A 15,832-nucleotide genomic window follows, 5' to 3' on the forward strand; every position below is an offset into this window, starting at 1 on the left:
TTGCTGACTATAATATGTTGCATAAAACAAGAGAAAAACCCTATTTTAGGCAATTGATTGTTGCGTAAATCGAGTAAATGAAATGGATAAAATAAAAGCATCAGAAGTGTTTGTAACCATTGTGAAGCAGGGAAGCATGATAAAAGCTGCTGATTATCTAGGTATGTCTAGAGCGATGGTGACGCGATATTTAAATGAAATGGAAGAGTGGGCAGGGGTGCGTTTATTGCATAGAACGACACGCAAACAAAGCCTAACATCAGTAGGTGAAATGGTATATGAACAGAGTTTACAGCTATTAGAAATGGCTGAACGTATTCCTGCCAATATTCCGAAAGAACGTCATCAAATCAGCGGGCTTGTTCGTATTACCAGTTCACAATCATTAGCAAATAGCATTTTGTCAGTGGCGATATGCGAGTTTATGCAACGTTATCCTTTAATTGCGGTTGATTTACAAATTACCAATCAAACCGTGAATTTGGTAGAAGAACGAATTGATATTGCATTGCGTATTACGAATCACCTTGAGCCTAATTTAATCGCACGCTCATTAGCGACATGTCTTTCAGTGGTGTGTGCTCATAAAGATTACTTAGCAAAAAAAGGTATACCTCAAACGCCAGATGAGCTTGCGCAGCATCAATGTTTAACTTACCGATTTTTTGGTCGTAGCTTGTGGGAATTTAATTTAGGTGATGAACGTTATTCAGTCCCTGTTGGCGGTAATTTAAGTGCAAATGAATCAGTTGTTTTATTGCAAGCTACGTTAAAAGGAGTCGGCATATCGCTACAACCTTATTATTCAGCCAAACCTTATCTTGAAAGCGGTGAATTAGAACAAGTTTTGGCTAACTATCAAGCTTTGCCGATGGGGATTTATGCAGTTTTAGCGAGTCGGCAAAATATGCCCGCAGCTGTCAGAGTATTGTTGGATTTCTTAGTTGAGTGGTTTTCATCATCACCTTACTGGCTTGCTTTATCGGGTAAAAGCTTGGGTTAATTGCTTAGGGTAATCTGATAATGTCTCTTTCATCACATCAATAAAATAGGAAACAAGTTGTGATGACGGGCGATGTGTTGGAGTAATTAAGCTGATGGTAAAGGGGATAGAAAAGCTTAAAGGACGAAGACAAATAGACTTATCTAAGTAATCAAGTGCGGTAATCGGGTTAACAATTGAAATGCCGATATTTTCACTCACCATTGCACAAATAGAGGCGGCGCTTTGTGTTTCCATCACTAGCTGTCGTGTAATTCCATCTTTAATAAAAACGGTATCAATCAATTGTCGGTAGCTATCATTGGCAGACAAGCTAATAAAACGCTGGCTTTGAAAATCAGCAGGATTTAACAATGGCTTTTTACACAATGGGTGTGATTTTGGCAAAACTGCAACTTCATTGAGTGTGAGTAGCGTTTCTTGTCGCGTTCCTGCTGGCGTTTGAGTGTGTTCAGTTAATCCTAAATCATAATGTTGAGCCGATAACCACTCCTCTAATAATGGGGATTCTTGCGGAACAATGGTTAAGTTAACATCAGGATATGTATCTAGAAATTGTCGGCAAATTGAAGGTAATAATGACTGAGCAAATGCGGGCAAGCAGGTGATATTCAATTCTGCTTGGTTAAAATGGCGAATATTTTCAGCTGCGTTAATTATTCTATCTAAGCCATAATAAGAACGCTGTACTTCCTCAAAAAAGCGTAACCCTTCAGTTGTGGGTTGTAAACGGCCTTTTATTCTATCAAATAATTTAAATGCTAATAGATGCTCAAGACGAGATAACTCTCTACTGACAGTGGGTTGTGATGTTTTCAGTAACTCTGCGGCTTCAGTTAGATTCTGAGTGGTCATCACTGCATGAAAAATTTCAATATGCCGCCAATTAAAAGGAGCTTTCATTGTCTATTCCTATATCACGGATGAATAGAGTGTAGCTTATTTGATATTTTTATTCCCTTGTAAGTTAATAAATAATGAATTTATTCCCCCGTGATTTTTATGAGTAGATAACATGACAACATCAATAACTATGGCTCAATACCAATTAGCACAAACTTATGGAACGCCATTATGGATTTATCAAGGCGATACGATTTCTCAGCGTATTGCTCAGCTTAAATCTTTTGATGTGGTTCGTTTTGCTCAAAAAGCCTGCTCCAATATTCATATATTACGTTTAATGAAAGCACAGGGTGTTAAAGTTGACTCTGTTTCATTAGGAGAGATTGAACGTGCTTTAGTTGCGGGTTATCAAGGAGGTAGAGAAAAAAGTGAGATTGTCTTTACGGCTGATTTACTTGATGAAAAAACCATTGAGCGTGTTGTTGAATTAGATATTCCTGTTAATGCTGGCTCCATTGATATGCTTCGTCAATTAGGTAAACGCAATCAAGGGCATGCGGTTTGGATAAGAATTAATCCTGGATTTGGTCATGGACATAGCCAAAAAACCAATACAGGCGGAGAAAACAGTAAGCATGGTATTTGGTATGAAGATGTGCCTGAAGCGTTAGCCGTGATCCAACAATACAATTTAACGCTAGTTGGTTTTCATATGCATATTGGCTCTGGTGTTGATTATCAACACCTTTCTAGTGTCTGTGATGCAATGGTAGAGCAAGTGCTTACCTCTCAAGTTGATATTCAGGCTATTTCGGCAGGAGGTGGATTGTCAACGCCTTATCAAGAGGGTGATGCGACAGTCGATTTGGATCATTATTTTTCTTTATGGGATAAGGCTCGTCAGCGTATTGCACAACACTTAGGACATTCTGTTGAGTTAGAAATCGAGCCAGGACGTTTTTTAGTGGCTGAGTCAGGGGTATTGATTTCACAAGTGAGAGCCGTTAAATCAATGGGAAGTCGTCATTATGTGCTGGTGGATGCTGGATTTAGTGATTTAATGCGCCCTGCAATGTATGGCAGTTATCATCAAATTTCAGTTTTAGATAGCCATGGTCAAATAAAACCAATGACAGAATTACAAGAGACGATTGTGGCTGGTCCTTTGTGTGAATCTGGAGATGTTTTTACTCAGCAGGAGGGAGGCACTGTTGTTCCTCGTTTATTACCTCAAGCACAGGTAGGTGATTATTTAGTTATTCATGATACTGGAGCTTATGGTGCTTCAATGTCATCAAATTATAATAGCCGACCACTTATTCCTGAAGTGTTGATAACAGAGGGCGTTCCCCAATTAATTCGTCGTCGTCAAACAATAGAAGAGTTATTAGCGTTGGAATTAGATCTCTAATTCATTTTTTTATTAAATATGCTTTCATTGAAAAATAAAAAACACCTCATGACAATTTTAGTGATGAGGTGTTTGTGTTTTATAGGGAAACATCTTCCCCTATATATTTTTAAGCGGCTTTATCTGTTTTGAGATTGTCAGCTTTCTGCTTTTTTGCAGGTACCGCCAATGCATCAAAGTCAAACTCATCAACATTGATACTCCGTAAGCGACTCTGTTCTGCTTTACGTAAGATATCGGCTTCTTCTTGAGTTACTCGTTTATCAGCCAGTGCTTTATCCGCTAATTTATCTAATTGAGTAAAGCTAAATTTCTTCTCATAGAGGCGGCAAATGCGGTCGAAAATAGGCTCAGCAGCTAAGATATCCAGTAGTGCTTCTTCCATTAAACCATGTGGATTATGCTCGCTCGGTGTTAAGTACTGACCTCTACCAATGCGATCACGAGTCTCAGACGGTTGTTGGATAAGTTGTGCTACTTTGCTATCTAATTTATCTGATGGTAATTTTTGAGCTTTACCTAGTGGGAAAATAATTGCACGCATGGTGCCTGCGATAACACGGCTTGGAAAATTGCGTAGCAGTTCATCAATTGCATTTTCAGCTTGGTATAAGCACTCTTTTACGCTCCAATGTACGAGAGGTAAATCCGCGGTATGGCGACCTTCATCTTCATAACGCTTAAGCGCGGCAGAAGCGAGAAAAATATGACTTAATATGTCACCTAAACGTGCTGAAATACGCTCACGACGTTTTAAGCTTCCACCTAAAACTCCCATTGAAACATCAGACAATAGCGCCATATTGGCACTTAGGCGGTTAATTTGTTGATAATAACGACGGGTTTCATCATTAGTAGGAGAATTACTTAATCGACCATTAGTGATACCCAACCACAAACTACGTAAAGTATTACTTGCCACATGACCAATATGACCAAATAAAGCGCGGTCAAAATCATGTAGGTTATTGTCTCGTGCTGCTGCAATTTCATCTAATACATAAGGATGACAACGGATAGCACCTTGACCATAAATGATCATGCTACGAGTTAAAATATTGGCACCTTCAACAGTGATGGCAATTGGAGAGCCTTGATAAGAACGTGCGACAAAGTTTGATGGTCCAAGGCAGATCCCTTTACCACCCACGATATCCATTGCATCGATAACGCCACGTTGCGCTCGGTGAGTACAGTGATATTTGACGATAGCTGATAATACGGCGGGTTTTTCTCCTAGCATAATACCCGTAGTAATTAAGGTCGCTGCAGAATCTAAAAGATAGGCGTTACCAGCCAGACGTGCTAATGGCTCTTCAATACCTTCCATTTTGCCAATTGGAATTTTGAACTGACGACGGATACGAGAATAAGCACCAGCTGCCATTGCCACACTTTTTAATCCACCAGTAGAATTTGAAGGCAGAGTAATCCCTCGACCTACAGAGAGACATTCCACCAGCATTCTCCAACCTTGACCTGCCATTTTTGGCCCACCGATGATGTAATCGATAGGAACAAAAACATCTTTACCACGAGTTGGCCCATTCATAAATGGTACGTTCAATGGGAAATGACGATGACCGATTTCAACACCTTTGACATTAGTTGGAATTAACGCGCAGGTAATGCCTGGGTTCTCGTCATTACTTAATAGATGGTCAGGATCGCGTAATTTAAATGCTAATCCTAATACGGTCGCGATAGGAGCAAGAGTGATATAGCGTTTATTCCATGTTAAACGAAGGCCAAGCACTTGCTCTCCTTGCCATTCACCCATACAGACAACACCACTATCAGGAATAGCTCCTGCATCGGAACCCGCTTCAGGGCTTGTTAAGGCGAAACAAGGAATCTCATCCCCTTTGGCTAAGCCTGGTAAATAGCGTTTTTTCTGTTCATCAGTACCGTAGTGTTGCAGTAGCTCACCAGGACCTAAAGAGTTAGGTACACCAACGGTGATGGCTAAAATACCAGACACTCCTGACAGCTTTTGCAATACGCGTGATTGAGCGTAGGCTGAAAACTCTAACCCGCCGTACTCTTTTTTAATGATCATCGCAAAGAAGCGATTATCTTTAAGGTATTGCCAGATTTCAGGAGGTAAATCAGCTAATTCATGAGTGATTTCAAAGTCATTTGTCATGCGACAAACTTCTTCGACTGGGCCATCAAGGAAAGCTTGCTCTTCAGCTGTTAGCTGTGGTTTAGGGTAATTATGAAGTTGTTTCCAGTCGGGAGCACCACGGAACAACTCACCTTCCCACCATGTTGTACCTGCATCAATAGCTTCTTGTTCTGTTTTAGACATAGAAGGCATGACTTTTTGAAATGCTTTAAGTGCAGGTACTGAGATATAGGCTCTACGAATAGAAGGAATAGTAAAGGGTAATAAAACCAATGCAACGGGAAGGAGTAACCAGTAACTCCAAATATTGGCGACACCCATGACTAATGTATAAGCAATAAGCGCGAGGCTACTTACCGCGATACTGAATTTGCGATAACTAAGTAAGCCAATAAGAACGATAAAAAGTACGATACTGAGTAGTGTCATAATAAACTCCTGTATTTAGCAAGAGATCAGAGGTCAGACCTGTTGTTTGTTATTTAGATCTAATCTAGTCACTAACTTTTATCAATATATTTACATTCTAATTACAATATAGCTCACAAATTATTCGTAAATGAGAGAAGTTAGCATTTGTCTATAATAGGCATCTTCTTTCATGACATTTAATCCGTTACACTGAGAAACAGAAAATTTCGATTACCCTTTCTGGAGTAAAAATCCTATGTACCAAGATCTTATCCGTGGTGAATTAACAGAAGCAGCAGATACGCTATCTCGCTTTCTTCAAGATGACGCAAATATTGAAGCTATCCAAAAAGCTGCGGTGTTATTAGCAGATTCTTTTAAAGCAGGCGGTAAAGTATTATCTTGCGGTAATGGTGGCTCTCATTGTGATGCAATGCATTTTGCAGAAGAGCTAACTGGACGCTATCGTGAAAATCGCCCTGGTTATCCTGCCATTGCTATTTCAGATGTAAGCCATATCTCATGTGTAAGTAATGATTTTGGCTATGAATATATCTTTTCTCGCTATGTTGAAGCTGTGGGTAAAGAAGGTGACGTTCTGCTGGGTATTTCAACCTCAGGCAATTCAGGCAATATCATCAAAGCAATTAGTGCTGCGCGTGAGAAAGGCATGAAAGTCATTACGCTAACGGGTAAAGATGGCGGAAAAATGGACGGTACAGCAGATATTGAAATTCGTGTGCCTCATTTCGGTTACGCTGATCGTATTCAAGAAATTCATATTAAAGTTATCCATATTCTGATCCAATTAATTGAAAAAGAAATGGAAAAATAATTTGTTGATATTGCTATAAATTAGCAAGAAACATCGGCAAGAAGGAGTGAGCGATGTGTGAGTTGTTAGGTATGAGTGCAAATGTACCGACAGATATTAATTTCAGTCTAAGTGGATTAATTCCAAGAGGTGGTAAGACAGGACCTCATAAAGATGGTTGGGGAATTACTTTCTACGAAGGGTTGGGATGTCGTACATTTAAAGATCCTCAAGCTAGTGCAATTTCACCAGTCGCTCGCTTTGTTCAAGAATACCCGATTAAATCAGAGGCTGTGATCGCTCATATTCGTCAAGCGAATCGAGGTAATGTCTCTTTAGAAAATACCCATCCTTTTACTCGTGAATTATGGGGAAAAAACTGGACTTATGCACATAATGGTCAACTAAAAGGTTATCAATCTCTTGATACGGGGCGTTTTAGAGCCATAGGGCAGACGGATAGTGAAAAAGCTTTTTGCTGGATCTTAAATCAGCTCGAAAATCGTTATAAAAGAACCCCTGTGAATTGGCCTGCTGTATTTCGTTTTATCGCTGTTTTAGCCTCTCAATTAAAGCAAAAAGGGGTTTTTAATATGCTGTTGTCAGATGGTCGATTTGTAATGGCATATTGTTCAACTAATTTACATTGGATCACGCGTAAAGCACCTTTCGGCAAAGCCAAATTACTTGATCAAGATGTAGAAATCGATTTCCAGCAACACACACAATCAGATGATGTGGTTTCTGTTATTTCAACATTACCATTGACTGGAAATGAATCTTGGCAGCGTATTCCCGCTGGTGAGTTTGTCTTATTTGATCGTGGTGTGCGTATCCTGTAACCATTTGCTTTCACTATTTTGCGATAAGTTAAGGACAGGGTTTACACTATTAGGTGAAGTCAAAGTGCTATTAACGAAATAACGTCCATTTTGAACGGTAACAGATGGGATTTGTTTGTGTTCTTCAACATATTGGTAGGCTGGCATAAGCTGTTGCCAGAAATCCATATCTTTTGAATACTGATGTTTCTTCATATTTTCAGTGGTCATTTTAAATGGAAAAATATGAATATTAATCGTAGATTGACCACCTTGTAGCGCCAATTCAGCATACTGATAAATTTCATCCATTACAGAATCTGTCATTGCATAGCAACCAACCGATTTACAAGCCCCGTGGATCATTAAAAAATCGCCAGTGTATCCTTTTGATTTATCATATTGATTAGGAAATCCTAGGTTGATAGCTCGGTAAAATCGACTGTTCGGATTTAATTGTGAGAAATTAACCTGATAAAAACCCTCGGGGCTTTTTAAATCACCTTGAAACTTTTTAGGTCCAAGGCCTCCAGAATAGCTACAAATGGGGTAAGTACGTACTTTTTCTAATTGCCCATCTAATTTTTCCGTATAAAGTTCAAGTAAGCTTTCTTCTTTGAAAATCTGAATATAGATAGGCTGACCTGTACTTTTTTTAACAGGTTTCATTAGAAAACTTGAATTATTTTCAGCGTTAACAAATAAAGAAATTAACATTAATGTTAAAAAACTGATTAGTTGTTTTGCGTGACTGGTCATGGTTTTATCAGAAAAATAGCTTAAAATTTGTTGATAAAGTAGATCGTAGATTGCTATGAAGCAATAAATTTGTAAATTAAAATCTGATATGGTTTCTTTTCTTTTACAAAATATTCTGTATGAAATTTAAGCGCTCGTCGAAAAAGATGATATTTTAATTCGGTTTATACGAGTTATTAACGTTTCAGTCAAAATAATATTCCCATTTGCTTGAGCTAAATCACTCGAATAGTCAGACAGGTTTAGGCTGAGATGATAAAATTCAGTTCGGCAGAATAAGAGAAATAGTTAACAATTATCGGAGATAAATAACTTAGGGTTCAAAAACACCTTAAGATGTTTTTATTACAGAGTCGCTACATTTTCGGGGTGAATTTGTAGCTTAGGGTTTAACTGATAAACTTGTGCAAATCTTATGATTAAAATTAAAAAAGGACTCGACCTCCCAATTGCAGGAGCACCTGCCCAAGTGATAGAAGACGGACCCGCGATTCGACGCGTAGCATTGCTAGGTGAAGAATATGTCGGTATGCGTCCTTCTATGATGGTTTCGGAAGGTGAGCATGTAAAAAAAGGGCAAATTCTTTTTGAAGATAAAAAGAATGCCGGTGTCATTTTCACCAGCCCAGCTTGTGGTAAAGTCGTTGCAATTAACCGCGGCGAACGTCGTGTGTTCCAATCTATCGTTATCGAAATTGATGGCGACGAAGAAATCACCTTTAACCGTTATGATAGCTCAACGCTCTCAGACCTGACCCGTGAACAAGTTGAAACTAACCTCGTTAATTCGGGAATGTGGACTACATTAAGGACTCGTCCTTATAGCCGTACTCCGCGTTTAGGCACAACACCTGTCGCCATTTTTGTCTCTGCAATGGATACAAATCCGCTTGCAGCAGATCCTATGGTTATTATTGAGCAAAATGAGAAGGCATTTAATGATGGTCTTGTTGTTTTAACTCGTTTAACCGAAGGCAAAGTCTATGTTTGTCATGGTGAAAAATCACCTACAAAATTAAATGATGGACAAATTAGCTATAACCAATTTGCAGGCCCACATCCAGCAGGATTAGTTGGTACGCATATCCATTTCTTAGAACCTGTGAGTGCTAAGAAAATGGTTTGGCATTTAAATTACCAAGATGTCATTGCTATTGGTTATTTGTTTACAACAGGTTCTTTATATACAGAGCGTGTTGTTGCATTAGCTGGCCCTCAAGTAAAAGCACCTCGTTTAGTGCGTACTCGTTTAGGGGCTGATCTCTATGAGTTAACTAAAGATCAATTAGTTGATGGTGAAAACCGCATTATTTCTGGCTCTGTATTATGGGGATGGAAATCTGATGAGGCTCATCACCATTTAGGTCGTTTCCATAACCAAGTTTCTGTATTACGCGAAGGCCGTGATAAAGAGTTATTTGGTTGGGGTATGCCGGGTAGCGATAAATTTTCTATCACTCGTACAACTATCGGTCACTTCTTAAAAAATAAACGCTTTGCATTTACAACCACAATGAATGGTGGCGAACGTTCAATGGTACCAATTGGTAACTATGAGCGTGTGATGCCGTTAGACATTATGGCAACGCATTTATTACGTGATTTAGTTGTAGGTGATACTGACAGTTCTCAAGCATTAGGTTGTTTGGAATTGGATGAAGAAGATTTGGGATTATGTACTTATGTTTGCCCAAGCAAATATGAGTATGGCCCAGCACTGCGCCAAGTATTGACCAAAATTGAGCAGGAAGGGTAACTCATGGGTTTGAAAAATTTATTTGAAAAAGTAGAGCACCATTTTGAGCCCGGTGGCAAATTAGCAAAATGGTACGTACTTTATGAAGCCGTTACCACGGTATTTTATACGCCAGGTACTGTCACGCGTAATGGTGGGCATGTTCGTGACACTATTGACCTAAAACGCATGATGATCTTAGTTTGGTTGGCTGTTTTCCCAGCAATGTTTTGGGGAATGTATAACGTCGGTCATCAAGCGATCCCAGCACTTAATCAGTTATATAGCGGTGCTGAATTACAGCAAATTATTGCTTCAGATTGGCACTATCGCCTCGCTGAATTTCTCGGCGCATCATTAACAACAGATGCTGGATGGGCAAGTAAGATGCTACTTGGTGCAACTTACTTTTTACCTATTTATCTTGTTGTTTTTGCGGTTGGTGGATTTTGGGAAGTTCTTTTTGCCTTTATTCGTGGTCATGAAATTAACGAAGGCTTCTTTGTTACATCAATCTTATTTGCCTTGATCGTACCGCCAACATTACCACTTTGGCAGGCTGCATTAGGTATTACGTTTGGTGTTGTTATCGCGAAAGAAATCTTTGGTGGTACAGGGCGTAACTTCTTAAACCCTGCATTAGCAGGTCGCGCATTCCTGTTCTTTGCCTATCCTGCTCAAATCTCAGGTGATCTGGTTTGGACTGCGGCTGATGGCTTCTCTGGTGCGACACCATTATCGCAATGGTCTGTATCGGGTGAAAGTGCATTATTAAATACCGTCACTCAACAACCAATCTCTTGGATGGATGCTTTCCTTGGATATATTCCAGGGTCGATCGGTGAAGTTTCAACACTGATGATTTTAATCGGCGGAGCTGTCATTCTTTTTGCTCGCATTGCTTCATGGCGTATTGTTGCTGGGGTAATGGTGGGCATGATTGCAATGTCATACCTGTTTAATTTTATCGGTTCAGATACTAATCCTCTCTTCTCAATGCCTTGGCACTGGCACTTAGTATTAGGTGGTTTTGCTTTCGGTATGATGTTTATGGCAACAGATCCAGTATCCGCATCGTTTACCGATAAAGGTAAATGGGCTTACGGTATTTTGATTGGCGTAATGGCTGTGCTTATTCGTGTCGTCAATCCGGCTTACCCAGAAGGTATGATGCTGGCAATCTTATTCGCAAACTTATTTGCACCACTGTTTGATTACGTGGTTGTTCAGGCGAATATTAAGCGGAGACAAGCTCGTGGCTAAAGAGAAAAACAAAGATAGCGTCGCAAGAACGTTCCTCGTTGTATTTATTCTATGTCTGGTGTGTTCCGTGGTAGTAGCAGGAGCCGCTGTTGGACTGAAGTCTAAACAAGAAGAACAAAAACTTCTTGATAAACAACGTAATATTCTTGATGTTGCGGGTCTGCTCGTACCTAAAATGAGTGCGACAGATGTACTGAAGGTGTATGACACTCGTATTAAAGCAAAAATTGTTAATTTCCAGACAGGTGAACTGACTGATAGTAAAGGCAGTTTTGATTTAAGTGCGGCTTTACGCAGTGATGACACTTCAATTGCATTATCGCCACAAGAAGATATCGCCAAAATTCGCCGTCGTGCTAATACAGCAGAAGTCTACTTTGTGCTTGATGAACAAGGCAAAACCACAGAAGTTGTTCTACCTGTTTATGGTTCTGGCTTATGGTCTGTGATGTATGCTTTCGTTGCGGTTGATATTGATGGTGTGACTTCTAAAGGCATTACCTATTATGCTCATGGTGAAACACCAGGCTTAGGTGGTGAAGTAGACAATCCACAATGGAAAGCACAATGGAAGGGTAAGCGCTTAATTAACGAACAAGGTACTCCTGCAATTAAGATAGTACGTAGTGGTACAACTGATAGCCCTTATGGTATTGATGGACTTTCTGGCGCGACACTGACCTCAAATGGTATCCAGCATATGTTCGATTTCTGGTTAGGTGAAAAAGGTTTCGGCCCATTCCTGAAAAAAGTTCGTGAAGGAGAGATCAATGGCTGATACAAAAGAAATTAAACGAGTTTTACTTGGGCCATTGTTAGATAACAACCCGATTGCCTTACAGGTATTAGGTGTGTGTTCTGCATTGGCTGTAACAACAAAACTTGAAACCGCATTAGTGATGACAATTGCGGTAACTTTGGTTACTGCATTTTCAAGCTTCTTTATTTCACTCATTCGTAATTACATACCAAGTAGTGTTCGTATTATTGTTCAAATGGCGATTATTGCTTCATTAGTTATCGTTGTTGACCAAATACTACAAGCTTATGCGTATGAAATTTCTAAGCAACTTTCTGTTTTCGTTGGTCTTATCATTACTAACTGTATTGTAATGGGACGTGCTGAAGCTTATGCGATGAAAGCACCTCCTGTTGAAAGCTTTATGGATGGTATTGGTAACGGCTTAGGATACGGCGTTATCTTGATCCTTGTTGGTTTTTTACGTGAACTTTTTGGTTCTGGTAAATTATTCGGCATTACAGTGATGGAGTCTGTCCAAAATGGTGGCTGGTATCAGCCAAACGGTTTATTCCTGTTAGCACCAAGTGCGTTCTTTATTATTGGCTTGCTAATTTGGGGATTACGTACATTAAAACCTGCACAGGTTGAAGAGGACTAATCGCCATGGAACATTATATAAGCCTGTTTGTTCGTGCTGTTTTTATTGAGAATATGGCGCTCGCATTCTTCTTAGGGATGTGTACATTCCTCGCCGTTTCTAAAAACGTAAAAACAGCTTTTGGATTAGGTATCGCTGTTACCGTTGTTCTAGGTCTTTCTGTACCGTTGAATAACTTGGTTTACAACTATGTGTTACGTGATAATGCATTAATGGAAGGTGTTGATTTAAGTTTCTTAAACTTTATCACTTTCATTGGTGTGATTGCGGCACTGGTACAAATCCTAGAAATGATTTTAGACCGTTATTTCCCTGCGCTGTATAACGCACTAGGGATCTTCTTGCCACTTATTACCGTTAACTGTGCCATTTTCGGTGGCGTGTCATTTATGGCACAACGTGACTATAACTTCAGTGAATCTATTGTTTATGGTTTCGGCTCTGGGATTGGTTGGATGTTAGCCATCGTATTACTGGCTTCTATCCGTGAGAAAATGAAGTACGCGGATGTACCGGCAGGTATGAAAGGGTTAGGCGTTACTTTTGTCACCACAGGGTTGATGGCATTAGGTTTCATGTCCTTCTCTGGTGTTCAGCTATAAAGGGTGAGAAGAACTCATGGATATAATTATTCTAGGTGTCGTGATGTTTACCCTGATTGTATTGGTATTAACAGCGTTGATTTTGTTCGCAAAATCAAAACTGGTCAATACAGGGGATATTTCAGTTGAGGTCAATGGAGACCCAGACAAAAGTTTTGATGCACCAGCAGGTGATAAATTACTTAACGTACTATCAAACGAAGGTATTTTTATTTCATCAGCTTGCGGTGGCGGTGGCTCTTGTGGTCAGTGCCGCGTTAAAGTGCTGGAAGGTGGCGGTGATATTTTACCGACAGAACTTTCACATATTAATAAGCGTGAAGCTAAAGAAGGTTGTCGTTTAGCGTGTCAGGTAAACGTAAAAAACAACCTGAAATTAGAATTACCGGAAGAAATCTTTGGTGTTAAAAAGTGGGAATGTGAAGTTATCTCAAATGATAATAAAGCCACTTTTATTAAAGAATTAGTGTTAAAAATCCCTGAAGGTGAGGTTGTACCTTTCCGTGCAGGTGGATTTATTCAAATCGAATGTCCTCCTCATACGGTACGTTATGAAGATTTTGATGTACCAGAAGAGTATCGTGAAGATTGGGATAAATTTAATTTGTTCCGCTATGTTTCTGATGTTAAAGAAACCACTGTACGTGCTTATTCAATGGCGAACTATCCAGAAGAGCATGGCATCATCATGTTAAACGTGCGTATTGCAACACCTCCGCCACGTAATCCTGATGTGCCACCAGGAATTATGTCATCATATATTTGGTCATTAAAACCAGGTGATAAGGTGACGATTTCAGGGCCATTTGGTGAATTCTTTGCTAAGAAAACTGATGCTGAAATGATCTTTATTGGTGGTGGTGCAGGTATGGCACCAATGCGCTCACACATTTTTGATCAATTAAAACGCTTACATTCTAAACGTAAAATCAGCTTCTGGTATGGTGCGCGTTCTGTTCGTGAAATGTTCTACACAGAAGATTTCGACATGCTCGCGAGAGAGAACGAAAACTTCACATGGAATGTCGCGCTTTCAGATGCATTGCCTGAAGATAATTGGACTGGCTATACTGGATTTATTCACAATGTGTTGTTTGAAAACTACCTCAAAAATCATCCAGCACCAGAAGACTGTGAATTCTATATGTGTGGACCGCCAGTGATGAATGCAGCAGTTATTAAAATGCTCAAAGACTTAGGCGTTGAAGATGAAAACATTATGCTGGATGACTTTGGGGGTTGATCCTAACTTCCGATAAAGCATAAATGAATGAAATGACAAGCGCCCACTTATGTGGGCGCTCATGATCAGAAGAGAGAGTTATGTTAAAAAGAAAGATGATAAATTGGATAGTGATGCTGTCTGCATTAGTTCTATTATCTGCATGTGGTGAAAAGCAGCAGGTATTAGAAGGTGAAACCATGGGAACTTATTACTCGATTAAATATGTTCCTGACAGTAATTCACCTCCACAAAACGTCTTACAAACAGAGATTGATCGTATCCTTGAAGAAGTTAACGATCAAATGTCAACATATCGTCCTCATTCTGAACTCAGTCGTTTCAATCAAAGCCGTGAAATTAATACCCCATTTCCTGTTTCACCCGCGACAGCTAAAGTAGTCAGTGAAGCTATCCGTATTAATAAAATAACAGATGGTGCTTTAGATGTGACCGTTGGACCGTTAGTTAATTTATGGGGATTTGGCCCAGAAGGCCGATTTACGCATCAACCTTCTGAAGATGAATTAGAAAAACGTAAACAGTGGATTGGAATTGATTACCTTGCTGTTGAAGGTAATACATTAATTAAGAAGATCCCTGAGCTTTATGTCGATCTATCTTCGATTGCTAAAGGCTATGGCGTTGATGCTGTGGCTGAATATTTAATTTCACAGAATATTACTAACTATATGGTTGATATTGGTGGTGAAGTAAGAACCCAAGGCGTGAATGGTAATGACAAGCTTTGGCGTATAGCGATTGAAAAACCAGCAAATGACGGCACAAAACAGAGTGTTCAGTTAATTATTGAACCAGGTGATAACTCAATAGCCACTTCTGGTGATTATCGTAACTATTTTGAAGAGAATGGTGTCCGTTTTTCTCATACTATTGACCCAACCACAGGTCATCCTATTAAACATAACCTTGTTTCTATTACTGTGATTGTGCCAACTTGCATGAGCGCAGATGGTCTTTCGACAGGATTGAATGTTTTAGGGCCTGAAAAAGGGTTAGCAGTAGCAAACGAGCTAAATATTCCTGTCTTTATGATAGTGAAAACTGAAAATGGGTTTGAAGAGCGTTATAGTAAAGCATTCGCCCCGTTCTTGAAAAAGTAGAATTTAAGGAGAGAAGGTTATGTTAAAAATATTTCTATTTGCCTTCATCTTATTCTTGATTGCTTTCTTTGGTATGGCGTTAGGCTATATTGTAAAACGTAAAAGCCTTCAAGGTAGCTGTGGCGGTTTAGGTGCTATGGGCATAGAAAAAGAGTGTGATTGCCCCGAACCTTGTGATGCACGTAAAAAACGTATGGCAAAAGATGCAGCAAGAGAAGAATTGCTTAATAAAAATAGAATTCTTTAAGTAAGATATAAAAATAAAAAAAGAGTGGTGTATATATTTACATCAC

The 15,832-nt window shown here is 39.5% G+C and carries 15 protein-coding genes; 12 read left to right on the forward strand and 3 right to left on the reverse strand.

Annotated features, from left to right (window positions below):
* Positions 1-82: 82 nt before the first annotated feature.
* Entirely contained in the window at positions 83-1,003 is a 921-nt protein-coding gene (locus JEP71_RS08330) for a LysR family transcriptional regulator (protein WP_198620987.1), read from the forward strand.
* Here JEP71_RS08330 and JEP71_RS08335 read toward each other — a convergent pair.
* A complete protein-coding gene (locus JEP71_RS08335; protein ID WP_198620986.1) occupies positions 980-1,906 on the reverse strand; it encodes a LysR family transcriptional regulator in 927 nt (308 codons plus the stop codon). The genes JEP71_RS08330 and JEP71_RS08335 overlap by 24 nt on opposite strands.
* Before the next feature lie 112 nt (positions 1,907-2,018).
* Here JEP71_RS08335 and lysA point away from each other — a divergent pair, with 112 nt between their 5' ends.
* Positions 2,019-3,260 carry a diaminopimelate decarboxylase gene (gene lysA, locus JEP71_RS08340; RefSeq protein ID WP_198626079.1) on the forward strand — a complete coding sequence of 414 codons (1,242 nt, stop codon included), beginning with the start codon at positions 2,019-2,021 and terminating at the stop codon, positions 3,258-3,260.
* Between the two features lie 109 nt (positions 3,261-3,369).
* Here lysA and fadE read toward each other — a convergent pair whose 3' ends face one another.
* Positions 3,370-5,817 (reverse strand): acyl-CoA dehydrogenase FadE, encoded by a 2,448-nt coding sequence (fadE, locus tag JEP71_RS08345; RefSeq protein WP_198620984.1) that lies wholly within the window; start codon positions 5,815-5,817, stop codon positions 3,370-3,372.
* Positions 5,818-6,055: 238 nt separating this feature from the next.
* Between fadE and lpcA the strand changes: the two genes are divergently transcribed.
* A complete protein-coding gene (lpcA, locus tag JEP71_RS08350) occupies positions 6,056-6,634 on the forward strand; it encodes a D-sedoheptulose 7-phosphate isomerase (RefSeq protein WP_006534804.1) in 579 nt (192 codons plus the stop codon).
* 53 nt (positions 6,635-6,687) lie between these two features.
* Positions 6,688-7,455, forward strand: coding sequence for a class II glutamine amidotransferase (locus JEP71_RS08355; RefSeq protein WP_100158656.1), 768 nt, complete (start codon positions 6,688-6,690; stop codon positions 7,453-7,455).
* Here the strand turns inward: JEP71_RS08355 and JEP71_RS08360 are convergent.
* Positions 7,426-8,193: a L,D-transpeptidase family protein gene (locus JEP71_RS08360; RefSeq protein WP_198626080.1), complete on the reverse strand. Its 768-nt coding sequence runs from the start codon at positions 8,191-8,193 to the stop codon at positions 7,426-7,428. The two genes, JEP71_RS08355 and JEP71_RS08360, sit on opposite strands and share 30 nt — an antisense overlap.
* 415 nt (positions 8,194-8,608) lie before the next feature.
* Here JEP71_RS08360 and JEP71_RS08365 point away from each other — a divergent pair, with 415 nt between their 5' ends.
* The 8 genes from JEP71_RS08365 to nqrM all read left to right on the forward strand — a co-directional run bounded on the left by JEP71_RS08365 (position 8,609) and on the right by nqrM (position 15,786).
* On the forward strand, positions 8,609-9,949 hold the full coding sequence (locus JEP71_RS08365) for a Na(+)-translocating NADH-quinone reductase subunit A (RefSeq protein ID WP_198626081.1): 1,341 nt from the start codon (positions 8,609-8,611) through the stop codon (positions 9,947-9,949).
* A gap of 3 nt (positions 9,950-9,952) precedes the next feature.
* Complete coding sequence (locus tag JEP71_RS08370; RefSeq protein WP_023581003.1) at positions 9,953-11,191, forward strand: NADH:ubiquinone reductase (Na(+)-transporting) subunit B; 1,239 nt, start codon at positions 9,953-9,955, stop codon at positions 11,189-11,191.
* Positions 11,184-11,969 carry a Na(+)-translocating NADH-quinone reductase subunit C gene (locus JEP71_RS08375; protein WP_109373918.1) on the forward strand — a complete coding sequence of 262 codons (786 nt, stop codon included), beginning with the start codon at positions 11,184-11,186 and terminating at the stop codon, positions 11,967-11,969. Before JEP71_RS08370 ends, JEP71_RS08375 begins: the two co-directional genes overlap by 8 nt.
* On the forward strand, positions 11,962-12,591 hold the full coding sequence (locus JEP71_RS08380) for an NADH:ubiquinone reductase (Na(+)-transporting) subunit D (RefSeq protein WP_088493503.1): 630 nt from the start codon (positions 11,962-11,964) through the stop codon (positions 12,589-12,591). Before JEP71_RS08375 ends, JEP71_RS08380 begins: the two co-directional genes overlap by 8 nt.
* A gap of 5 nt (positions 12,592-12,596) precedes the next feature.
* Positions 12,597-13,193, forward strand: a complete 597-nt coding sequence (nqrE, locus tag JEP71_RS08385) for an NADH:ubiquinone reductase (Na(+)-transporting) subunit E (protein WP_006534792.1) — start codon at positions 12,597-12,599, stop codon at positions 13,191-13,193.
* Between the two features lie 16 nt (positions 13,194-13,209).
* Positions 13,210-14,436: an NADH:ubiquinone reductase (Na(+)-transporting) subunit F gene (gene nqrF / locus JEP71_RS08390; RefSeq protein ID WP_109373919.1), complete on the forward strand. Its 1,227-nt coding sequence runs from the start codon at positions 13,210-13,212 to the stop codon at positions 14,434-14,436.
* Between the two features lie 80 nt (positions 14,437-14,516).
* On the forward strand, positions 14,517-15,539 hold the full coding sequence (locus JEP71_RS08395) for an FAD:protein FMN transferase (protein WP_109373920.1): 1,023 nt from the start codon (positions 14,517-14,519) through the stop codon (positions 15,537-15,539).
* A 19-nt stretch (positions 15,540-15,558) separates the two neighbouring features.
* The gene (nqrM, locus tag JEP71_RS08400; RefSeq protein WP_023580998.1) at positions 15,559-15,786 is read left to right on the forward strand and encodes a (Na+)-NQR maturation NqrM; all 228 of its coding nucleotides are present in this window, start codon (positions 15,559-15,561) and stop codon (positions 15,784-15,786) included.
* Positions 15,787-15,832: the final 46 nt, after the last annotated feature.

Source organism: Proteus sp. PR00224 (genome assembly GCF_016238105.1).
Lineage (GTDB): Bacteria > Pseudomonadota > Gammaproteobacteria > Enterobacterales > Enterobacteriaceae > Proteus.